Genomic DNA, 20179 nt, shown 5'->3' on the forward strand with positions numbered 1-20179 from the left:
ATGCGTTGCATTATTTTGTAACTGTAAACTATTGTTCCTGTGGCAGCTCCGCCATCCGCCCGAAAGCCTGCAACAGCCGCTGGTTCTCAATGACAATATGCGCCTTCCACCAGTTCTCACTGACGGCAAATTCCCGTTCATACCCCGCCCAGCCCCAGGTCAGGTCCCAGATTCCTTCGGAGTTCCGGGTCTCCAGCAGATAATCCAGCTCCTGATGCTGCAGCCCGCCAAGCTCTGCATATTCAGGGCTATGCGGCGAATGGATGAACACAGACGGCCTGCAGCTATACCCGTTCCATCCACCCGCATCCCGGCTGATTAACTGCACACTCTGCACCTTGAGCGCTTCTCTTAGTGCAGCGTAAGGGAACTCCTCCTGCAATTCTGCCCAAGCGATACATTCCAGCAGGGTGTCCACGCATTTCAACGGATGCATCTCAATCGCAGGGTCATGCAGGAAAAGCTCCGTCAGCTCACGGGCAATCCCTAGTCCGTTGGCATACAGCCCGCTATCCTTGGGAGCAGCCTTCAGAATGAATCCGGCTAGAATAGCTGTCGGGTTATACATACTGTGGGAAGTACTGTCCGAGCTTGTATGCCACCAGGGGGCATGAGGATAATCGTTATTGGAAGCTACGACATTCTTCCATGTGCGGCCATCCATATCCACACCGCTGTCCAGGTATTTCAGAATTCCCTGCACCAGCGGATGCCCGTTATCTGCAAATTCCAGCTCCAGCAGCCTCTCTACCGCCGTAGCGGTCTGGATGGGCGTGGAATTCGGATTCCACGCGTCCGCTTCCAGGGCATGGCCGAAGCCCCCATCCTCATTCTGATAGGCGGACAGCGCTTCCAGTACCGGCGCAGCCCCGCCGCCCTCAAAGTGAAATCTCCATCGTGCCAGGTCCAGCGGACGGGCATTGCGGTACATCCAGCGCCTGATTCCCTCATACTCCTCCAGCAGCAGCTTCATATACACTCTCCTTATATTCTTATATTGTTATCTTTCCTACTATTCTAAGAGTTTTCCAGTATAATACAAGGGAATTTCCTGCTTGAATTTCCCCTGCCTCAGATCCAACTAATCCCGGTATGTTACAATAAAAACTACCCCGGCGGACTAAAGGATATTATAACGGGTATACATATATATGGAACGATTTGGCTACCACGTCAGTCTATCCGGGAATTCATGAAGGAGGGTCTTATGAACAGCACTTCCGGCAGTACAAGAGGCACTTTCAAGTTCATCAAGCAGCTATGGGTGAAAATCAACGACGATGATGTCCAGGGCATCGCTGCGCAGCTGACCTATTATTTAATCCTGTCTTTGTTTCCTTTTCTGATCTTCATCATGACCCTGATCGGGTATGCGAATATCTCCCTGGAGAAAAATATACAGCAGCTGGAGCAGATCATGCCCGACGAAGCCATCTCTATTATAGAAGAGATTCTGCAGGATGTGTCCGCCGGACGCAGCCAGACGCTGTTGTCCTTCGGGATGCTGGCTACCCTGTGGGCCGCCTCCAAAGGAATCAATGCCATCATCAAGGGGCTGAACCGTGCCTACGAGATTGACGAGAGCAGAGCGTTCTGGAAAATCCGGGGGATCGCCCTGCTCGCTACCTTGACGATCGGGTTCGTCGTACTGCTCAGCATTCTGCTATTGGTCCTTGGCAGCTGGCTCAAGACGCAGGTCTTCCTGCTGGTTGATCTTCCCTATGGATTCCAAAAGCTCTGGGATCTGCTCCAATACGCGATTCCGCTGCTCGTGATGTTCATCGTCTTCACCCTGCTGTACTGGATCGCGCCCAGCCGCAGACTGGCCTTACGGGAGGTCATGCCCGGCGCACTGTTCACCACCATCGGCTGGATTACAACCTCCATCCTGTTCTCTGTCTATGTTAACCAGTTCAGCGACTTCTCCAAAACCTACGGCAGCCTAGGCGGCGTAACGGTGCTCCTGCTCTGGCTATATATCAGCTCTTTTATCATCCTGGCCGGAGGCGAGATCAATGCGGTCCTGCTGAACCGCAAGGTGAAGAGTAAGCCCTTCAGCTCCTTCAAAGGACAAAAGCTCCCATGAACCCCTCACTGATTGACGCCATTACCAAAAGCCCTCTCCGCACCTCCTTCTATCATTTCACCCGGGCAGTGAATCTGCCCGCCATGGCTGCCTTTGACACCATCTATTCCTCTGCCGTGCTGAGTCCCGCCCATGCAGCCGGAGAGCGGCGGGCTGTCGCGCACCGGGTAAGCTACGCCGGGCAAGCCGCGATTCTGAATGCCCATCTGCGCATTACCCCCGAAGCCATGGACCCAGGCACAACGGCGGAGGAATTCCGCCGCTGCCTGGACCGCCATGTGTTCCTGTGGCCGACCTGGCGCGATTGCCTCGCAATGGCTGCAATGTATTCGCGCAGAGAGCCGGGCGAGGTCTTCGCTGTGCTAAAGCTTGATGCCCGCAGAGTCCTGGCTGATCACTACACCCGCATCAGATTATCCAAATACGATTCCGGCAGCTCCCCCAGGTTCCCGCACCGGATGGCGTACCGCAAAAGCTGCAGGATGCTGTTGCCCCTTGCAGAGTTCATGTCCGCATCCGGGCGGGATATTCCCGTCAAGCCGTCCGAGATCAAGGAGGTGCTGGCCCAGGACAAGCTGGCCCCACTCAGCCAGTATCTACAGACAGTCTACTGTTCCCAGCCCCAGCTTGTACCTGAGCTCTGGCAGCCATTGTGCCGGCCCCTGCTTCTTTCGCCAATGTAACTCTGCTACCTCATCTTGCTCACCTAAAGTTGATTTATATGTCGTACCGTGATATAGTCATGTTGTAACATAGTCACAGCATGACATATTCTTTTATAGCCATGACTTGGCACAACGAATTGACGAAACAGGTGAACGCGATGTCCGCAGCACAAAAAGTTCTAAAAAAGTACGTCCCTATGACCGAAACGGCCTTCTATATTCTGTTGTCCTTAACCAAGCCGCGCCACGGATACGGAATCATCAAGCATGTGGATGATCTGTCGGAAGGACGGCTACGGCTGGGCTCCGGTACGGTGTATGGAACCTTGACCAAGATGAATAAGGATGGGCTAATTACCGTATTTGCCGATGAAGAGAGAAAGACGGTGTACGAGGTGTCTGAGCTGGGGAAGGAAGTCATGCGCGCAGAAATCGGCAGATTAAAGGAACTTCACCGCAACGCCGTCACCAGTGAGGAGGAATTTCAATGAGAACTGTATTTCGGCCCTTTTGGAGCTACGATCTGCCGGGGACAGAAGCCTGGTTGGCCGATATGGCCGGCAAGGGATGGCTAATCGAGGAGTGGAACTTGCTGCTGAGGCGCTTTACCTTCAGGAAGGGTGAGCCTATCCGCTTGACGTATCAGATTGCTTACGGGCCGTACTCCCGCTCCCCGATCGCTTCCTCCCTCGCCGCTGAGGGATGGGGCAAGCGGCTCCAGCAAGGAAAGTGGTGCCTCTTCGAGAACACTCAGCCGTCGGGACAGATTAAGGTCTATCCTTCCCGCAAGGATATCCTGCGGCGGAACCGCATCATCTCCTATGTTTTCACGGGAATTCTAGTGTATCTGCTGCTCATTGCACTGATTCCCCTGCTTGCTCTAGGCTTAACCTACTCCAACGATACTCCTATCCGCATTCAGCCTAGCCCAATGTGGGCGGCAACCTGGACGGCCGCTGCCTTGGCAGTACTCCTGCTGGTACTTGCCATTTATTCGCTTATCAAGCTCCGGGCAGCCAACAGGGAACTTCTTCAAGGGTACACGGACCTGAAGCAGCCTTCCAAACCACATAAGCCTGCCGGCACTACGATGGCGCGGATGAAGTTAGGCTGGATGTATGCCCCTGATCGGCTGGAGCAATGGCTGGAGGACAAGGAGCTGGACGGCTGGAATCTCTATAAAGTAGGCTTCGGAGGAACGTTGTTCCATTTCAGCAAGGGCCGTCCGCGCCGTATGAAATATCACGCTGACTATCAGGTCGTTGCGGGTGAAGGGTATTTCGAGCTGCATCAGGAGGCAGGCTGGACCAGACTCTACAGTTCTCCCTTCTCTCTGCAGAAATGGACCCTGTGGAGCCGGGAGAACCCGGAGCATGCCGAATACCCGGAGCTCTACACCGATCCGTTACACCGCCTGAAGCACGCACGTAAAATCGCCATCAGCTATACCCTGCTGTTCCTGCCCATGATCCTGCTCTACAGCCTGAATGTGTCGGCCTTCATAGATAGCATCCTGAGGGATGAATTTACCGCTTCCCAGGCGTGGAACACTTCAATTATGTTCCTTTCCATTCTGCTCTTCGGCTCGTTCGCGGGCCGAACCTGGCTATATTACCGGCGGCTCAAGCTGCAATAGCTATTGTTGCAAAGGCCCTGCACAAGTAGAGACAGCTTAGTGCTTTCGCAACAAAAGGCGTATACCGGAAGTTCTGCTCCATGCGGAGAAGACTTCAGTATACGCCTTTAAGCTTGTCATTTGTATGATCAGAAGAATTGCGGGTATTGCCCCGACATGCTCTGGACCCGGTCCAGCAGCGTATTGGAATGCTCCATCACGACCTTGCGCATCCCTTCCACATCCCGCTTGCGGGTAGCCGCTACCATCTTCACATGCTTATCGATATCGGACGGCTGCACCCCCTCCATCTTCCCGTAGAGCAGACGGATACGGTTATAATGGGACGCTACCTCTTCAATGGTGAACCAGGACAATTCTTCCCCGGCCGTCTGGAAGATCAGCTGATGGAACCGGTTGTCCTTAATATAGAATTCTCTGAAGTATTTCTTGTCCATATATTTCTTCTGCTTATTAATCAGTTCCTGCATCGTATCTGCTACCAGCTCGCTGCACTTACGGATGAACTCATCGATCACCGCAGATTCAAGCGAGGTGCGGATGAACCACTCCTCACGGACCCGTTGCAGATCGATCTTGGAGACTACCGTTTTGCGCTGAGGATATATTTCCACCAGTCCTGACTGTTGAAGACGGACCACTGCTTCCCGCACTGGTGTGCGGCTGACGCCATAGCGTTCAGACAGCTTCTGCACACTGACATCCATTCCTGGCTCGAGCGTCATATTCATGATGTCTTCTTTTATTCTATTGTAAGTTACATCATTCAGTGAATTACTGTTATTCATAATCTTCAACGGCTTCCCTACACCTTCCCTGAACTCACTCCTAGTACATCACGGGTTATTGTCTCCGCACTGGCTGAATCGTAGCTGTAATACAACAGAACATCCAGAATAAACGGCGAGTATCGCAGTCTGTTCAGCTCCTGTGTAAAAGCCATGGCTCCAACTTCACTTAAGGTGCGTATTGTAGAATAATTCTTCAGGCCCAGCAGCTTCCACAGCAGAATGCGCTCGGTCCGGGTGTATATTTCCTGTGCAAACCGGTCTTCTACAAAATGATAAATTTCGTGGCCAAGGATAGTATTCATTATACCAGCTTGCGGAAAAAGTTCAACTAGACCAGGCCCCGCCTCCCGCATCTGCTCCGCCGCTCTGCGTAAGGGTTCTTCCATGATTTCGATCCGGTCCGGAGGGGTATAGGAGGCGAACAGCACACGTTTGCCGGTCATGAGCGCATCCTTGAATTCCAGCTTCAGGTTCATACGTTCAGCAAGCACCCGGACATCACAGGTCCCATATTCAAGCATCATCCGCTGTGCATATTCGGTGCCGCAGGCTCTGGCCCGCTTCAGCATTTCCCGCTTCGTCTCCGGCGGAATACGCCGGTTCAGGATGTCTCTCCTGAAGGCATACATTCCCCAAGCCTCATCGTCAACCTCCAGCAATGGATTCAACAGCTCTCCCAGCTTCGTCTGTACTTGCATACGTCCTCCTGTCTACACGCTCTTCCGCGCGGCTCTTAGCTCTGCTTGATATTGGCCGCCACGACAATAACCTCCGTGTCCGGCTCGAACGTGGATATCTCAATGTCCATCAGCAGCTCCAGCTGCTCGAAGTCTGAGGCGGTAAAGTCCATCACCCTTGCGCCGATACACAGGTAGAAGTCAGGTCTTGCAATCAGCTCAGTCTGGTAGACGGCCATTGCCTCCCACAGTTGCTTAACCGCGCTGAGATAGTCCCCGGCTGTTGTCTTCAGCGCCATGGCCCGGCCTCTCTGCACCTTGATGAAGCCCTTGGTGTCCAGGATGCGAACCGCGCCGGCTTCACCGGCTTTATCCATTTTCTCGCCGAAAATACTAACATATCTAGTCTTCTGCAGCAGCTCCGTCCGCTCTACAGGGATGCGCATATCCTGGGCAGCCAGCTCCCGCAGCTCCGCCTCATCACATTCCTTCAGCAGCTCGGTCGTCTTCACCTCGGTAGAACCGGTAGCGATCGCTGTCACCTTGGAGGTCTGCGGATCTATATCGATATGAATTTCGATGCTCTCCGGGGTCGCTCCGCTCTGGATGGCCTTGTTCAAGGCTTCCATCTTCAGGGCGGCAATCACTTCCTTGGACGGGGACGGAATAATCCGTTCCACCACATCGCGGACCATCGACAAGGCAACTCCGATCGAAGAGATAACCTCGGCATTCTCGGGGATGCTGTATTTCAGACCCATTTTCTCCGAAAAATAGACGATCAGCGAAGCCGCTCCGCCGCCCACGCCGACGAGGGAGATCTGATCCTTCTCCAGCTTGTATTTCTCAGCCAGCGCCAGAATGATCGGCTCGATCTTGGCATAGGCCTTCTCCATAATCTGCTTGGCGATATCCTCTACCGTCGTTCCGCAGTAATCCGCCAGTGCCTGTATCGCCCTTCTGGCCGCTTCCACATTCCCGTAGGAGAAGTGCTCCGGCTTCACCAGTCCCAGCACATTCGCCGCGCAGGAGTTCGTGATCGTCACCCGCTCCCCGTTCTCCAGCCGGATGGCCACATAATCAGCAGGATCACCCGGCTTCGGAGAAAAGAATTCGACCTGCGCTCCCTTGATCTTATCCGGATCGGTGAATACCGAATAATCCAGACCGCCGATATGCGCCGATCTGGGTCCGACATCGACCACTCCGCTCTTGTTCGCCCGGATCATGGACCCGCCGGCCACGCCGAGCACCCGTACATCCAGGGAATTGACATAGGTCGGATGACCGCCGACGATGGAATAGTCGATGGCCGGGCGGCCGTTTTTGATCACACCGATATTGGTAGTCGTGCCGCCGACCTCGAAGTACACCCCGTTCGACGCTCTCAGATACATCAGTGAGCCCATGACCGAGGCCGCCGGTCCCGACAGCATCGTCAGCACAGGCCGTTTCTTCATCTCACTGATCTCCATGACGCCGCCGTCGCCTCTCATAATCATCAGCGGAACATGGACCCCGGCCTCCCGCACAGACTTCTCTGTGGAATTGGCGGTATCCAGCATCTTCGGCAGAATGCTTGCATTAATCGCCGCCGTCCGCGTTCTGCGGGTCAACCCGTACAATTTTGTGATGTCGGAAGCCATGGTGGTCGGCATGCCTTTTTTCTCCGCTTCTATATAGACGAGTTCCTCGGGCCGCCCGTTATCTACGCCAAAAGCCATCGAAGGCACAATCACCTGTGCCCCCTGCTGCTTGAGTTCATCGATGACCGTCAGCACAGAGGCTTCGGACATTTTTTTAACATTAAGGAAGCTATTGTAGATCTTGATCTCCTTGCCGTTGCCCAGGTCGATATTCTGAAGCCGGGTCTGACGCTTGGCGAGCCAGCCCTCCAGACCGCCCTTCGCCAGGCCAATAATGCCCACCTGTGCAATATCGCCCTCGATCAGCGCATTCGTTGCCTGCGTGGTACTGTGGGCCACGAACACTACATCCTCCGGACGGATATTGTTCTCCTCCAGGCAATTCTGGAAGCATTTCACCACACCTGCGGCTACGCCTGTGGCATGGTCATGCGTCGTCTTCACGGACGATTTGCCGATAATCTCATGTGTCGCGTTGTCAATCGCAACTGCCTTGGTATGGGTTCCCCCCACATCGATACCCATTCTAACCATTGTACTCATATGATTTCTCCGTTTCTCTTCATTAATAGTAGACCCAAGTGAAATTTGAAGCCTAACCGTCACTGTGGTGAACATTTGGACTTCCGGCCGCTGTTGTCTGCAAATTTTTTGATTTGTACCGCTGTTCGCGGTGGAAATCCGCAGACAAAGGCGGACGCTACCGCTCCTACAGTTCCAAATTTCCCCTTCGTTCCTTATAGCTTCTCGTTATTGACTTGAGTACTACTTATTGATTAATGCTAAGCAGTGCTACACGCTACACCAAATTGCCGTACATGAAGAATACGATCGTGCAGAGAATAATTCCGATGATCCAGCCCGTAGGAATCGACATCTTCATGTATTCCTTGGCCGGAACCTTCGTATAGCCGAATCCCCAGGCCACCCAGGACTGTGTAACGTCCAAATGCTGCGGTGCTACTGTAGTAATGGCGAACAGCGGATAGAGAAATTGCACCGGCCAGACGGCGGTTGCTACAACAACGGCCAGAATGGCCGAACCCGAACCGACAAGGTTCATCGGGCCGCGGAAGAAGCCGAGCGGTGTCAGAATGGCGAAGACAATACACAAGAGCAGCGCGGTCTGGGGCATTGCGCCGTCCAGCAGGGTTTTGAAATAAGGGGAAGCATACGTGGCCGCATTGTTGAACATCGACAGCGTAAGCAGGAAGCCGATCATCGGCGCTACATCAATAGCTCCGTCCGCGAACTGCTTCGACAGCATTCTGCAAACGCTTGCAAAACCGCCCTTCAGCTTACCACAGGTTAGCAGGGCGAACAGGGCGGCGAAGATAAATCCAAAAATGATCGGAACCTTGAGTACCACCACACCCACTACCGGCAGAATGATCGAGATCCAGGAGATAGCAGGTGCATCTACAGTAGCTCCGCTATCCGGTGTTGCCGCCCAGGCCCGGGAGAGCTTCCGGTTCATCATCAGGTTGGATACTACCAGTACTACAATCAGCGATACAGCCATAGCGATCATGCCGAATTTGAAATATGTATTATAGTCATAGCTGGCATAGCTTTCATTGGCTGTTGCAAATATCGCCTGATATTGCTTAAAGTTCACGATGTTCCCGAAGATCCCCGCCATGATTGAGCCCATGAAGGAGAACAAGGCAATCGGGGAAGGAATTCCTAGCGACAGCATGATCGGCAGCACGATGACGGCAATGGAGATTACCGGTCCGATACCGGTCATGGATGTGAAGATTACAGCGGTAACGATACATAGCAGAGACATAGTGATTCTTGGTTTGTCTCCTCCAAGCTCTACAACCTTACGAATCAGAGTAGCGGCAATCCCGGTGTCGATCAGGACTCTTCCGAAGAAGGCGCCGAAGAAAATATTAACCAGTATCGCCTTCCCGTAATTCTCAGGCCCCGTCTGGAACACGTTCGTCAGGACGTCAATGAACGTCTTGCCCTCCATTACGGAGGTAGGATGAATGCTATTTCCAATCAGGGCAATCGAGGTCCACAGCACTGACATGACGAAGAAGCCGACCATAAGGTTATACCCCTTGACGCAATACCACACCAATCCAAAAAACGATAAGACCATAATGAAACCGATTACAACATTAGCCACATCCACAAAATAACCTCCTGAAGTAGGATAAATAAGTTAACATGCTAACATGCTATTTATGTATACTGACATGTTAGTTTGTCACGTGAAAATATTAACATGCTACTTCATTAGGCGTCAATACCCTTCTGCATGTTATTTCCAAACACTTCAAAACAAAACAGAGGCTGCAGATGTAATCCATCCTGCGCCTCTGTTCATGTCTATATTCTTCAGTTATCCTGGTTAATCACTTGGTCACGATACTTCTGAAATTGCTCCCAGGATTGCTCCGCTTGCTCAGGCTGCTCAAAGTCGATATAACCGGAATCTGATGTATCCAGCGCATAAGCCTCCAGTGTCTCACAGACCAGACGGATCGTCTCCATCACCGTTCCCCCGCCCCGGACATGCAGCATGATGGAATTCACGAGCTCCTCTTCGCCTGTGTTGAACTCGATCGAATACCCCTCGCCCTCAAGGAAGCCCCAAGCCTTATCCCGGTAATCCAGATTCGGTATACGACGGGTCAGCTTCTCAATGATTTCATCACGTTGTCCCAGGGGAGGCACTGGGGGCTGCTCCTCCTCCGGCGCTTCAAAATCATACTTCTCTTTCATGATAAATACATCCCAGCTCATATGCGCTCACTCCTGTCATTATAAACTCCAGTACTTAGACTACTTATTACCCGATTCGTCCACTCTTATCAACTCAAACGTGGCAGCTTCGATCCACAGGATCAGTTTGCTATGATTCACATCCAGGAACCCTAGCGGTATACCCAGCCCCGGCGAAGCTTCCGCTATGTCAATGACTGTCATTTCATCGTTGATTCCGATAATGGGCAGATCCAGTTTGTTCACTCTGTAAAAGGAATCCCTGTTATAATGTCTCTGGGTTATGCTGTAGCGGGGATTGGTTAACTCGTATTGGTACGCTTCATAGCCCTCTAGTCCCTTGGAGGAGAAGTAATCCTGATGAATCACAATCTCATCTCCAATAATGTCCTGCCCTGTCGGATATTCAGATGCGTCATTATAGGAATTCGCGAATCCCAGCAGCTTGTCCACCTTCCAGGTTCCATAGATGAATTCCTCCGTCGCCTGATCCAGCTCCATTCGCCCGATAAAAGGTTCGGAGGTATTGAGCGGAATCAGATTCTCCTCTTGCTTAGCATGTTCTGATGGTGGTGCTGGAGTGACCGGAACATGTTGTGCGCCTGCCGGTTCTGCCGCCTGACTGCATCCAGCCAGGCAGACCGCCAATATGGATATTTTCAGTATCATCCCTAATCTTGTGATCATGGTAAGCCTCCCGCCTGCTTCAGTCCTTCAACCTTACCATCCGCTGGAAGCAAAGAATAAACAGACAGGTTACAATACCGGAACAATCGATTCATCAGCCGTTCTGCATAGATAAAAATTTCGTTAGATCCTTCTCCAGCTGCATAACCTCCTGGTTCGCAGCATTCGCATAATCCGGCAGCATCATATCCCTAACCATGTTCGTGCGTAGCCAAGCAATGAAGAGAACATCCAGTATGAAGCTTGGGAGCTTTGGGACTATTGTGAAAAGTGGCGGATCAACGGCAACACCCGCTTGTTTTATTTTCCTGAGGTACGCCTTGAGAGTAACTGTTATTTGACGTGCCGTCTTTCGGGTTCGGGCCGGGTCTGCGTTTCCGCCGTACAAACTGCCCAGCAGAGCAATGTCGGATACGGAATGGGTGATTAGAAACGCCTGCATATCCTTTTTGATAACGTAAGGAAGCTTGGCGGCTTGAAATACTTGTGCGAGCTTTAAGACGCGCTGCGTCACTGCGCCGTTCACTTCGCCAAATGAGGTGGCCACTAGAAACTTGGGCATGAACCGGGCGTACAGGACCCCATCTTTAATCTGTCCGCCGAAGCCGGGAAAAGCAGGTAAAAGTCTATCCCCCACAATCCCCCGCCACAAAGAAAATCCAATCGAACTATTGGTCATCGTAACAATATTCGGGCTTTGATTATCCTTTAGTGCTAACAACGCGGATTCGGCCCGGTCATAACGGACGGTAACGAAAATATAATCGTATACATCATCATTTTCGAGTGTATCTATAACCTTCACCGGAATCGATCTGACTGTACCTTTGTCATGGTATTGCAGACCTTTTTCTTGTAAAGATCTGAATCTGTCCGAACGTGCAAACAGGCTAACGTCAAACCCGGCTTCCATAAGCTTCATTGCATAGATGCTTCCGATCACACCTGCACCGAAAATTAAAATTCTTTCTTGCTTTGCTGACATCTTACCACCCCGCCGATTCATATTTCCGTATGATCATCCAACAACATGTTGTATGATGTGATCATAAAGCTTTAGGATTCCTTGATCAATCATCAATTTTTTAATATCTGTCGGATGATATCTTATACACCAGCAGGAGGGACACATGAAAAAACAACCTCAAATCACAGAGAAAACAAGACAAAGGTTTATAGAAGTTTTTTGTGAGCTATACAGCCAAAAGCCGGTTGAGAAAATTTCCATTCAGGAAGTCTCCAACCGGTCAGGGTATAACCGCAGTACCTTTTATCAATATTTTACTGACATTTACGAATTGCTGGACGCTGTTGAAAGTAACTTGCTCCTTGACATCAAAACAGAACTTGCCGATAAAGAGCTGTCTATAAATTCGGTTCAGGATGCGCTCTCTTGTCTGGACAAAAAAGACATCCCCATGGAGCAATACCTGAACCTTCCGCAAAACCATGCCTTAACGCCGTACTTCATTAAGTTCTATCTGACGACGACCCTTTCTTTATTTCGTCTTTGGCTCCAAAGAGATAAGGATCTACCCCCAGAAGAATTCATCAAGTTAGCGGAGAATTTATATTCAAGAGGGGTATCGGCTTATACTGATGAAGGATTCTGATCGTCGAATGAGGACAGGAAGACCTCCATGGATTCACTGATATCAACCTCCATCCGCTCCGCCAGAATAATTAGCCACCAGATACACTCGCTAAGCTTATGTTCCAGCTCAGACCGGGTGTCGCCGCCTTTGGGCCAACGCTTCTGCTCAGACATCGTCAACCGGCCCACTAACCCGGCATCTGTTAAAAAAGCAAGCGCATCCTCTTCCACACTCCACTGTGTCCCGTGATGCTGCTGCTCCAGTCTGTGATAGCATTCTCTTATAACGAGGGAACGCTCAACAATCTCATTGAAGCTCAGGCTCTTCTTCATTTCTTCCACTTGATCAAGTCCCTCCTTTTCAAATGACTAGAAAACAATAGCATGCCTAACATGACTACATTCTGTCATATTAAAATGAAATAAATGAATTGCTGAACGCAAAAACAGGTTCTTATATCACTTAAATAAGTGACACAAGAACCTGTGTTGATGTTACCTATGATGCGGTCAAGAGGACTCGAACCTCCACGATATTGCTACCACTGGCACCTGAAGCCAGCGCGTCTGCCAATTCCGCCATGACCGCATATTCAGTTGACTTGCTTTCGCAGTCACAAGATAGATCTTACCATGCCTGAATTCTGGAGTCAAGTTTATTTTATTGTAAATTGCTATCCATAAATTGCAAGTAAAATATTGCTTTTATTTGCGGAATCGGTGTATAATGAGAACAAAGGTTCGCATACTATAAATGAGGTGATTTATAATGGCGATTACCAAGAGACACCCCCTAACTACACCAACCATCCCTGAGAATATAACCAAAGATGAATTGTCCCTGGTCAGAAGCTATCTGCTGCTAACGTTTATTCATAAAGTATTTGAACGGGACTGCCGTGCCATCGGCAAGAGCGGTCTGTTCAAGACTCCCCAGCTCTACATGGAGCTGGTATCCAGCGCTACCAAGAAGACATCCCTGATGCTGCAGGAGGTTACCCGCGAGCTTACCGTGAGCCAGCTCAAGATCAGCACTGTGCGCCAGGATCAGCGCGGAGTTACCGCCGAGTATAACTGCCGGGGCTATGTTGGCGAGATCCATATTCTATGGCCCGGCTTCCGTAATGAAATGATGCAGCGTATGCGTGCCTACCTCGGACTGGGTGCCGAGCTTGCCTCCGTCCTTCCCCGGGAAGAACAAGTCGAACAGTTGGCGATGTCCATCTAAGCCCACGGCGGTACTGTTAACACGAAGAACCTCGCCCTGTTAGGGACGAGGTTCTTCTATTTTTGGATAGTGCTTTAACTTAGTTATGCATGCTGGAGATTGTTCCATGCTAGAAAAAGGCATAAAGCAGTCAGTGCAAAGAAAATCATAGAAATTTGACGATTCCTCCGCAACTTGATTCCGTATGAGCATCCTCAACGTTATTTTTCTCCTAAGTACGCACTATTTCAAGACCTTCTCCAGCTGCTTCGATCCTGCCTCCGGGAACAGCTTAGCCGTATGCTCCATAATCCGCTCCCTGGATGACACTGGCTGATCATTGTAACGCGAAGTCACATAGTCTGCTCCAAATACATGCTCACTCACGGCATAACGCCCAATTCCCCAGCCGTAAGGACGGCCATGCTTGTCCTGCTTATACTCGAATTTGCTCGCTGTAATGTAGGTCTGCATCTGGAGCAGCGTCATGGCTGTGTCGAAGCCTTTCGCACCTTTGGCCGCGAAGCCGGACAGCCCTTTAAGATCACTGGAGAGCAGCCCCGCCTCATGCTCCAACAGCACATCCATGATTCGTTTGCTGGCCATGGAGGCCAGTCCGTCATCATATCTGGCATCGAAATCATACCCGTCCCGGCGGTAATTGGCGAAGTCCGGGTACCATTCTCTGCTAATGAACCCGGCCTTCTTGTTAAAGAGCTTCGCATAAGCGATCTCGCCCCCGGCCGCAATCTCCTCGCGCCACTCCCACGGCCCTTCTATACCCTTCACGAACCAGTAGCCCGCAGGAGTGCATTCCTCCAGAGAGAAGCCTGCGATCTCGCAGCGGAACATGGGCAGGTAACCGATCTCCCGCACCAGTGCGGCCAGTTCCCCGGCATTTTTAATTATAGGCAGCTTCATCGTTGTCCTCCAGGCTGATAGGTCCAGCCTTCGTCTCCATGGTAGATCATCTGCTTGCCCATCCCGCCATCGATTGTAATATTCTCGCCCGTTATGAATCCCGCAGCCTCACTGCACAAGAACAGCACCATGCCTGCGATATCCGCGGGAGTTCCAACCCTTCCCGCAGGATGCTGCAGCCGATCCGGCTCTGTATGAACCGGCTCTGCCGATTCCTCTGTACCGTGATAAGCGGTGGTATCAATCCAACCCGGGCTGATTGCATTAACCCGCACTTTACCGCTAAGACTTACACTAAGGGCGTGGGTCAATGCGCCGATCCCGCCTTTGGCTGCAGTATAGCTCTCGGTATCCGGCTGTGACATCCGCTCCCGGCTGGAGGAGATATTCACAATAGAGGCTCCTTGGGCAAAATGCGGCTTAAGCCGCAGCGTCAGGTAATAAGGCGCCGTCACCCCGATCCGCTGCACATACTCGAAATCCTCATAGCTGCATTCTGATTGCAGCCCTTTACGGCTGATACAGGCATTGTTAATCAGGTAATCCACCTGTCCGTAGCGGCTGATTACCTGTGAGATGAAATCATCCAGCACCGGCTGTTCCGCAATGTCTCCCTGATAAAAGAACAGACGCTCTCTTCCATACTTGGCCTCCAGCCAGCGTCCGGCAGCAAGATCCGTATCGATGCAGGCAACCACTGCTCCGGCCTTCAGTAATTCCTCGGTGAGGCAGCGTCCGATTCCGCCTGCACCTCCGGTAACGATCGAAATTTTATGATGATGACTCATCTTGACCTCCATTCTCCGCTCATTCCGGGGTATAGGCTTCCGGTCTCGGCTCGCTCACCGGCTGATACAGGTATCTCCGGTCCAGCTTCACCACATGCTTGTTCGGACGCCGGATCATCACCTGGGTCTCGTCCCAGGCCAGCACGATTCCCCGGATATCATTGCTCGCCAGCCCGTCGCGTACAACTCTTATCCGCTCACCGGAAATCCGGTAGGCATCCAGTTGTTCATCACTTATCATAGTATTCTTACTCCCCTCTCTGTGCTTAGCTTGTCCAATTTAACTCTGAATCCGGTCATGAAAAAGACCCAAATGAGAATCATCCGGGTCTAGTTATCTTTCAAAAGCAATCTGTATGTCTTATGAAGTTCCTATATCAGCGCTTCATTCTTCTCAAACCAGAAGTCAAGAACTTTAGCGGACATCACACGTTGTTCCAGATATTCGACCTGATGCTCTGTGAATGTCTGTCTCCAGCTATACGACAGCTCTTCACACAAACTTGTGATTGTCAAAAGCTCTGACCAAGCAACATAACGTTTGTACCAGAAAAACTGAGGATGTTCGATCATATAGGGATACAAATCGTCGAACTCCGTGTGTTTGCAATCCAGCGCACGTTCGAAGTGATCCTTAGCCTCGGTTAGTTTATCAATAAAAAATTGCTCTGTCACCGGTTCATTCCCCATTGTGACGCCTCCTCTCTCATGTCTAATTTTTATTATAAAGGAAAACTTATAGGGTGAAAAGCAGATGTTTCAAAAATAGGCTGTGTTCCTGTTATTGTCACTTCAGCCTTATCCAAAAACAATCGTCCCGTCATTAAGAGAGGTGATATCAACAAGAGACTCCAGACGGATTCCCTGTTCCCGGATCGTGCGGGCACCGGCCTGGAAGCTTTTTTCGACCACTACGCCAAGGCCCACCAGCTCGGCACCTGAACGCTGGATAATCTTAATCAGGCCGCGCGCCGCGTCGCCATTGGCGATAATATCATCGATGAAGAGGATTTTGTCATCCTCCGAGATGAACTGGCGGGACAGCATAATGTCCGTAACAATCCCTTTGGTAAAAGATGGAACCCGTTCACACAGAGCGTCGGGATCAGCCAGCAGCGTTTTTTTGCGCCGGGCAAACACCAGCGGCACCTTCATCTCATAAGCGGTGGCAAATGCCACGGCAATCCCCGAGGATTCCACAGTCACTACGCGAGTAACTCCAGCCTCAGCAAATCTGCGGGCAAATTCCCGTCCCATTTCCATCGTCAGCATCGGATCGACCTGGTGGTTAAGCAGTCCGTCCAGCTTCAGCACCTGATCCGAGACGACTACGCCTTCCTCCAATATCCGCTGTTTCAATAATTCCATAATTGTAAACCTCCATTACCCTTTATAGACGTTCCACCGAAATCGCACCTGTTCGTCCAGGCGGAAGTCATGTCCCTCTGTTCCTCATCATAACCTGTACTATGCGGACTACACAAGGCTATATCCTTGCAGGCCCCGCAATTGTAAACTTCGCAGCATTCATAAGGAGGCTAAGCATGAAGTCACATATCCGCACATTACAGATCGCTTTCACTTATATCGGCACCATTGTCGGCGCCGGATTCGCTACCGGCCAGGAAATCCTCCGTTTTTTCACCAGATACGGCCACTGGGCACTGCTGACGATTCTATTCTCTGCCGCTCTCTTTATCTGGCTGGGCACCAAAATGATGATCATCGCCCGGAAAATCTCTGCGGACTCGTATGAGGATTTCAACCGCCACCTGTTCGGAGCCAAGGCCGGGACCATCATCAGCCTGTTTACCATGATTATTCTGATCGGGGTGAACAGCATCATGCTGGCAGGCGCCGGGGCGATCTTCAAGGAGCATCTCGGCCTTCCCTATCAGGCGGGGCTGCTTCTGACGATCTTCGGATCTTACTTGCTGCTGAAGCGCGGTATTTCCGGCATTCTGCAGATCAACAGCCTGGTGGTGCCCCTGATGCTTACTTTGTCGCTGATCCTTGTCTGTAATACGCTGGGCGTTGCGGGAGCCGAACGCTTCCTCTTCCTGCCCACCGATTACAGCAGCATCAACGCATGGATCTCTCCGCTGCTCTATACCTCGTTCAACCTTGGCATGGCCCAGGCGGTGCTGGTTCCGCTGGCCCGTCATACGGATGACGAACGTGCGCTGGTGCGCGGCGGGATTCTGGGCGGAGCGGGCATCGGGTTCATGCTGCTGGCGGCCCATTTTGCCATGAGCTCGCAGATGCCGGGCATCCTGCAGTTCGAGATTCCGATGGGAAGCATCGCCATCCGGCTGGGTCCGGTGGTGCAGATGGTCTTCTTGCTGCTGATCTTCATGGAAATCTTCAGCACCTTCGTCGCCGGTATCTACGGGGTAAGCGTACAGCTCCAGCAGCGGCTCCCGGTCGCCCCCGCGCTTGTCGCCCCGCTGCTGATGCTGATCTGCTATGTGTTCAGCCAATTCGGCTTCAGCTCGCTGCTGGGCATCTTCTACCCGATCTTCGGCGCGCTGTGTCTGATATGGGTGGTCATGCTGGTGCGCTCCCCCATGTCCCCGCCGCCAGGGCAGGGCAAGCCGCCCGCAGGAGGAGCGGGCGGCAAGAAGCAGGGGATTACGATTGTCAGCATCAAGCCTGCGATCCGCACTACACGGAAATAACTGCTGCGGCAGGAATGCTGCCCGCCACAGCTTCGGCGACATGACGGTGGCAGGTCATCATGACGATCTGCCGGGAAGAAGACAGCTCGCCAAGCAGAGCCAGAGCCGCATGAAGCCGGTATTCATCGAAGTTAACGAACAGATCATCGAAGAACAGCGGCAGATTCACCTTGCTGCTCATCGTTTCTGCCAGTGCCAGCCGGATCGCCAGATACAGCTGCTCCGCGGTTCCCCGGCTGAGCAGCCCGCTGTCTAGCAGTCCGGCATCCTTATGTTCAGCCTTCAGCTCCTTATGCCCCAGCGTCATCACAATCCGGCGGTATTCCCCGTGCGTGAGCTTCGAGAAATACACGGAGGCCAGCTGCAGCACCTGAGGCTGCTTCTCCTGCTCATAGATCCTGCGTGTCCGGCCCATCAGCTCGGCCGCCAGAGCGGTTACCGCATATTGCCCGGCCAGATTACGCAGTGCCGCCCGCTGTTCCTCCAGTTGCTGGAGCGCAGTATCTTCCTTGCCGCGCTTCGTCAATGCTTCCCGTTCCTGCAGCAGCTTGCCGCGCTGCTCAAGCAGTGCGCTGCGTTCCTCTTCAAGCTCGGCCGCCGCTTCTTCCGCGGCCTGACGCTCCTGCGCAAGCCGCCCGGCGTCCAGATGCTCCAGCAGACTCAAGAGCTCTGCCCGGCCTTCGTCATCCCATCCGCTGAACATCGCCAGCTCCGCTTGACGCACGGACCGCGTAACCTCTATCCTCCTCAGCCACGCAGAGGAACGGCGCAGGAACTGCTCGCCGTCCTCAGCACCGCCTTCCTCCAGCAGCTTCGAGCAGCGCAGGTTCAATTCTGCCTGCTCCCTGTGATTCGCTGCCAGCTCCTCCCGGACTTCAGCCAGCCGCGCCTCCACACTCTCTCTGCGCAGCAGCTCAGCCTTCAGCTGGTCCCACTCCCGCTTCCGCAGCTCCAGCCAGGTTAATAGGGCGGCTGGTGTGGGGTGGCGGGGAGCAGCTGGAGTTGCGGGTGAATGCTGGGCGGTAGGATTGGTGGCGGGGAGCCGGTGCTGATCAGTAAGCGGAGCAGCCGGTAGCGATTGCTGCTCCGCTACAAAGGAAATGGAGTTTACCCGTCCGGTCTCTGCAGCTGCAAGCAGCTTCAGCCCTTCCTGTTCATAGAGCGCACATTCCGCCGCCAGTCCGCTTAGCCGCGCAGACCATTTGGCCTCCTGGCGCAGCAGCTCATGGCCTTGCTCTGCCAGGGCGAAGATATCCGGCAGGCCGTCCGGGGACAGCCCTTCGGGGAGTCTCCGCTGACGCAGCCAATCTTCGTAGCGCGCCGCCAGCTCTGTGAAGCGGGCCTCCGCTTCCTCCAGTTCACCGGTCAGCACCTGTTCCTGTCCGCTTAGCTGCTCAAACTCCGTCCGGCAGGCCTCGGCCTCAGCCGCCTGCCGGTCTACGCGCTGGCGCCAGGTGCCCCAGGCCTCCATCAGCCGGCGCAGCTCGCGCATCCCGGCCTCCAGCCCGCCTGCGTCAGGGCTGGACGCCTTGCCGCTCTCCCGCGCCGCGCCGGAGAGCAGCTGCCCGCGCAGCCGCAGCATCTCCGCTGCGGCCTTGCCCGCCTCCCCGCCGCCCGGCTCCGGCGGGGCAACCGCCGCCCCCGCTGCGCGCAGGGCGGCCCAGAGCCACAGGTCCGCTGCGGCCAGCAGGCCGAGCGCGGACCATACGCTGACCGGCGGTGCGCCGGTCAGCCACAACGCAGGCGGCAGCAGCAGCGTAAGCGCTGCGCCCGCCTGCAGGAAGCGCCGGTAGCGTGCCGCCCGGCGCCCGTTCGCGCCGGGGCGGCTGCCCCCGGCGGCGTCACTGCGGCGCGTGGCTGACGCGCCGCCTTCCGGGCCGAGCTGCGCTTCGCGCCAGCGCTCGGCGGCCTGCTGCAGCTCGTCCCAGAGCTGCACCAGTTCACGCGGGCTGCGCGCAGCAAGGCCCGCGAAGTCCGCTGCGCCGCTGGCGTGCTCCTGCGCCAGCAGGCGCTCGGCCGCCTGCAGCGCAGCAGCGGCGGCGGCCTTGCGAGCGCGGAGGCTCA

The 20179-nt window shown here is 53.3% G+C and carries 22 protein-coding genes and 1 tRNA gene; 7 read left to right on the forward strand and 16 right to left on the reverse strand.

Annotation, left to right across the window (positions count from 1 at the left end; all coding sequences use genetic code 11):
• Window positions 1–28: 28 nt before the first annotated feature.
• The gene (locus tag C173_RS12125; protein ID WP_051477996.1) at window positions 29–973 is read right to left on the reverse strand and encodes a hypothetical protein; all 945 of its coding nucleotides are present in this window, start codon (window positions 971–973) and stop codon (window positions 29–31) included.
• 234 nt (window positions 974–1207) lie between these two features.
• On the opposite strand from C173_RS12125, the gene C173_RS12130 reads away from it, so the two are divergent.
• The 4 genes from C173_RS12130 (at window position 1208) to C173_RS12145 (ending at window position 4387) form a co-directional block, all read left to right on the forward strand.
• Window positions 1208–2086 (forward strand): YihY/virulence factor BrkB family protein, encoded by an 879-nt coding sequence (locus C173_RS12130; protein WP_051477997.1) that lies wholly within the window; start codon window positions 1208–1210, stop codon window positions 2084–2086.
• Window positions 2083–2769, forward strand: coding sequence for a DUF7002 family protein (locus C173_RS12135; RefSeq protein WP_036725063.1), 687 nt, complete (start codon window positions 2083–2085; stop codon window positions 2767–2769). Before C173_RS12130 ends, C173_RS12135 begins: the two co-directional genes overlap by 4 nt.
• A gap of 179 nt (window positions 2770–2948) precedes the next feature.
• A complete protein-coding gene (locus C173_RS12140; RefSeq protein WP_235191871.1) occupies window positions 2949–3242 on the forward strand; it encodes a PadR family transcriptional regulator in 294 nt (97 codons plus the stop codon).
• Window positions 3239–4387 (forward strand): DUF2812 domain-containing protein, encoded by a 1149-nt coding sequence (locus C173_RS12145; RefSeq protein WP_036725067.1) that lies wholly within the window; start codon window positions 3239–3241, stop codon window positions 4385–4387. The genes C173_RS12140 and C173_RS12145 overlap by 4 nt, the downstream gene beginning before the upstream one ends.
• Before the next feature lie 128 nt (window positions 4388–4515).
• On the opposite strand, the gene C173_RS12150 is transcribed toward C173_RS12145, so the two are convergent.
• The 7 genes from C173_RS12150 to C173_RS12180 form a co-directional block, all read right to left on the reverse strand.
• Window positions 4516–5175, reverse strand: a complete 660-nt coding sequence (locus tag C173_RS12150; RefSeq protein WP_036725153.1) for a GntR family transcriptional regulator — start codon at window positions 5173–5175, stop codon at window positions 4516–4518.
• A gap of 17 nt (window positions 5176–5192) precedes the next feature.
• The gene (locus C173_RS12155; RefSeq protein WP_036725068.1) at window positions 5193–5876 is read right to left on the reverse strand and encodes a hypothetical protein; all 684 of its coding nucleotides are present in this window, start codon (window positions 5874–5876) and stop codon (window positions 5193–5195) included.
• Window positions 5877–5911: 35 nt separating this feature from the next.
• On the reverse strand, window positions 5912–8044 hold the full coding sequence (locus tag C173_RS12160; RefSeq protein ID WP_036725071.1) for a hydantoinase/oxoprolinase family protein: 2133 nt from the start codon (window positions 8042–8044) through the stop codon (window positions 5912–5914).
• A 256-nt stretch (window positions 8045–8300) separates the two neighbouring features.
• Window positions 8301–9647, reverse strand: coding sequence for a citrate transporter (locus C173_RS12165; RefSeq protein WP_081751134.1), 1347 nt, complete (start codon window positions 9645–9647; stop codon window positions 8301–8303).
• 206 nt (window positions 9648–9853) lie between these two features.
• Window positions 9854–10261, reverse strand: coding sequence for a hypothetical protein (locus C173_RS12170; RefSeq protein WP_036725072.1), 408 nt, complete (start codon window positions 10259–10261; stop codon window positions 9854–9856).
• Between the two features lie 39 nt (window positions 10262–10300).
• Window positions 10301–10927, reverse strand: a complete 627-nt coding sequence (locus C173_RS12175; RefSeq protein ID WP_235191872.1) for a hypothetical protein — start codon at window positions 10925–10927, stop codon at window positions 10301–10303.
• A 94-nt stretch (window positions 10928–11021) separates the two neighbouring features.
• Window positions 11022–11912: a ketopantoate reductase family protein gene (locus tag C173_RS12180; RefSeq protein ID WP_036725159.1), complete on the reverse strand. Its 891-nt coding sequence runs from the start codon at window positions 11910–11912 to the stop codon at window positions 11022–11024.
• Window positions 11913–12057: 145 nt separating this feature from the next.
• On the opposite strand from C173_RS12180, the gene C173_RS12185 reads away from it, so the two are divergent.
• Window positions 12058–12540 carry a TetR/AcrR family transcriptional regulator gene (locus C173_RS12185; protein WP_036725074.1) on the forward strand — a complete coding sequence of 161 codons (483 nt, stop codon included), beginning with the start codon at window positions 12058–12060 and terminating at the stop codon, window positions 12538–12540.
• On the opposite strand, the gene C173_RS12190 is transcribed toward C173_RS12185, so the two are convergent.
• A complete protein-coding gene (locus C173_RS12190; RefSeq protein ID WP_036725161.1) occupies window positions 12519–12854 on the reverse strand; it encodes a MazG-like protein in 336 nt (111 codons plus the stop codon). The two genes, C173_RS12185 and C173_RS12190, sit on opposite strands and share 22 nt — an antisense overlap.
• Window positions 12855–13026: 172 nt before the next feature.
• Window positions 13027–13110, reverse strand: a tRNA-Leu gene (locus C173_RS12195).
• 180 nt (window positions 13111–13290) lie between these two features.
• Here C173_RS12195 and C173_RS12200 point away from each other — a divergent pair.
• Window positions 13291–13749, forward strand: a complete 459-nt coding sequence (locus C173_RS12200) for a hypothetical protein (RefSeq protein ID WP_051477998.1) — start codon at window positions 13291–13293, stop codon at window positions 13747–13749.
• A gap of 222 nt (window positions 13750–13971) precedes the next feature.
• Here C173_RS12200 and C173_RS12205 read toward each other — a convergent pair whose 3' ends face one another.
• The 5 genes from C173_RS12205 to C173_RS12225 all read right to left on the reverse strand — a co-directional run bounded on the left by C173_RS12205 (window position 13972) and on the right by C173_RS12225 (window position 16805).
• Window positions 13972–14649: an AlkZ-related protein gene (locus tag C173_RS12205; protein ID WP_036725075.1), complete on the reverse strand. Its 678-nt coding sequence runs from the start codon at window positions 14647–14649 to the stop codon at window positions 13972–13974.
• The gene (locus C173_RS12210; RefSeq protein ID WP_036725078.1) at window positions 14646–15437 is read right to left on the reverse strand and encodes an SDR family oxidoreductase; all 792 of its coding nucleotides are present in this window, start codon (window positions 15435–15437) and stop codon (window positions 14646–14648) included. The genes C173_RS12205 and C173_RS12210 overlap by 4 nt, the downstream gene beginning before the upstream one ends.
• Before the next feature lie 19 nt (window positions 15438–15456).
• Window positions 15457–15678, reverse strand: coding sequence for a hypothetical protein (locus C173_RS12215; RefSeq protein ID WP_036725081.1), 222 nt, complete (start codon window positions 15676–15678; stop codon window positions 15457–15459).
• A gap of 131 nt (window positions 15679–15809) precedes the next feature.
• Window positions 15810–16127: a hypothetical protein gene (locus C173_RS12220; RefSeq protein WP_036725087.1), complete on the reverse strand. Its 318-nt coding sequence runs from the start codon at window positions 16125–16127 to the stop codon at window positions 15810–15812.
• Between the two features lie 108 nt (window positions 16128–16235).
• Window positions 16236–16805: a xanthine phosphoribosyltransferase gene (locus tag C173_RS12225; RefSeq protein ID WP_036725092.1), complete on the reverse strand. Its 570-nt coding sequence runs from the start codon at window positions 16803–16805 to the stop codon at window positions 16236–16238.
• A 176-nt stretch (window positions 16806–16981) separates the two neighbouring features.
• Here C173_RS12225 and C173_RS12230 point away from each other — a divergent pair, with 176 nt between their 5' ends.
• Window positions 16982–18115, forward strand: coding sequence for a YkvI family membrane protein (locus C173_RS12230; RefSeq protein WP_036725095.1), 1134 nt, complete (start codon window positions 16982–16984; stop codon window positions 18113–18115).
• Here C173_RS12230 and C173_RS34470 read toward each other — a convergent pair.
• Window positions 18102–20179, reverse strand: a 2078-nt coding sequence (locus tag C173_RS34470; protein ID WP_036725096.1) for an ATP-binding protein, incomplete at its 5' end; no start/stop codon positions are given. The genes C173_RS12230 and C173_RS34470 overlap by 14 nt on opposite strands.

This window comes from Paenibacillus sp. FSL R7-277 (assembly GCF_000517965.1).
Classification (GTDB): domain Bacteria; phylum Bacillota; class Bacilli; order Paenibacillales; family Paenibacillaceae; genus Paenibacillus_AQ; species Paenibacillus_AQ silagei.

What these genes read in the sequence shown, in the direction of transcription:
- C173_RS12125 (WP_051477996.1), bottom strand. Translation starts at nt 973, where the DNA reads ATGAAGCTGCTGCTGGAGGAGTATGAGGGAATCAGGCGCTGGATGTAC.
- C173_RS12230 (WP_036725095.1), top strand. Translation starts at nt 16,982, where the DNA reads ATGAAGTCACATATCCGCACATTACAGATCGCTTTCACTTATATCGGC.
- C173_RS12175 (WP_235191872.1), bottom strand. Translation starts at nt 10,927, where the DNA reads ATGATCACAAGATTAGGGATGATACTGAAAATATCCATATTGGCGGTC.
- C173_RS12155 (WP_036725068.1), bottom strand. Translation starts at nt 5,876, where the DNA reads ATGCAAGTACAGACGAAGCTGGGAGAGCTGTTGAATCCATTGCTGGAG.
- C173_RS12130 (WP_051477997.1), top strand. Translation starts at nt 1,208, where the DNA reads ATGAACAGCACTTCCGGCAGTACAAGAGGCACTTTCAAGTTCATCAAG.
- C173_RS12170 (WP_036725072.1), bottom strand. Translation starts at nt 10,261, where the DNA reads ATGAGCTGGGATGTATTTATCATGAAAGAGAAGTATGATTTTGAAGCG.
- C173_RS12215 (WP_036725081.1), bottom strand. Translation starts at nt 15,678, where the DNA reads ATGATAAGTGATGAACAACTGGATGCCTACCGGATTTCCGGTGAGCGG.
- C173_RS12160 (WP_036725071.1), bottom strand. Translation starts at nt 8,044, where the DNA reads ATGAGTACAATGGTTAGAATGGGTATCGATGTGGGGGGAACCCATACC.
- C173_RS12210 (WP_036725078.1), bottom strand. Translation starts at nt 15,437, where the DNA reads ATGAGTCATCATCATAAAATTTCGATCGTTACCGGAGGTGCAGGCGGA.
- C173_RS12185 (WP_036725074.1), top strand. Translation starts at nt 12,058, where the DNA reads ATGAAAAAACAACCTCAAATCACAGAGAAAACAAGACAAAGGTTTATA.
- C173_RS12200 (WP_051477998.1), top strand. Translation starts at nt 13,291, where the DNA reads ATGGCGATTACCAAGAGACACCCCCTAACTACACCAACCATCCCTGAG.
- C173_RS12225 (WP_036725092.1), bottom strand. Translation starts at nt 16,805, where the DNA reads ATGGAATTATTGAAACAGCGGATATTGGAGGAAGGCGTAGTCGTCTCG.
- C173_RS12205 (WP_036725075.1), bottom strand. Translation starts at nt 14,649, where the DNA reads ATGAAGCTGCCTATAATTAAAAATGCCGGGGAACTGGCCGCACTGGTG.
- C173_RS12190 (WP_036725161.1), bottom strand. Translation starts at nt 12,854, where the DNA reads ATGAAGAAGAGCCTGAGCTTCAATGAGATTGTTGAGCGTTCCCTCGTT.
- C173_RS12220 (WP_036725087.1), bottom strand. Translation starts at nt 16,127, where the DNA reads ATGGGGAATGAACCGGTGACAGAGCAATTTTTTATTGATAAACTAACC.
- C173_RS12135 (WP_036725063.1), top strand. Translation starts at nt 2,083, where the DNA reads ATGAACCCCTCACTGATTGACGCCATTACCAAAAGCCCTCTCCGCACC.
- C173_RS12180 (WP_036725159.1), bottom strand. Translation starts at nt 11,912, where the DNA reads ATGTCAGCAAAGCAAGAAAGAATTTTAATTTTCGGTGCAGGTGTGATC.
- C173_RS12150 (WP_036725153.1), bottom strand. Translation starts at nt 5,175, where the DNA reads ATGAATAACAGTAATTCACTGAATGATGTAACTTACAATAGAATAAAA.
- C173_RS12140 (WP_235191871.1), top strand. Translation starts at nt 2,949, where the DNA reads ATGACCGAAACGGCCTTCTATATTCTGTTGTCCTTAACCAAGCCGCGC.
- C173_RS12145 (WP_036725067.1), top strand. Translation starts at nt 3,239, where the DNA reads ATGAGAACTGTATTTCGGCCCTTTTGGAGCTACGATCTGCCGGGGACA.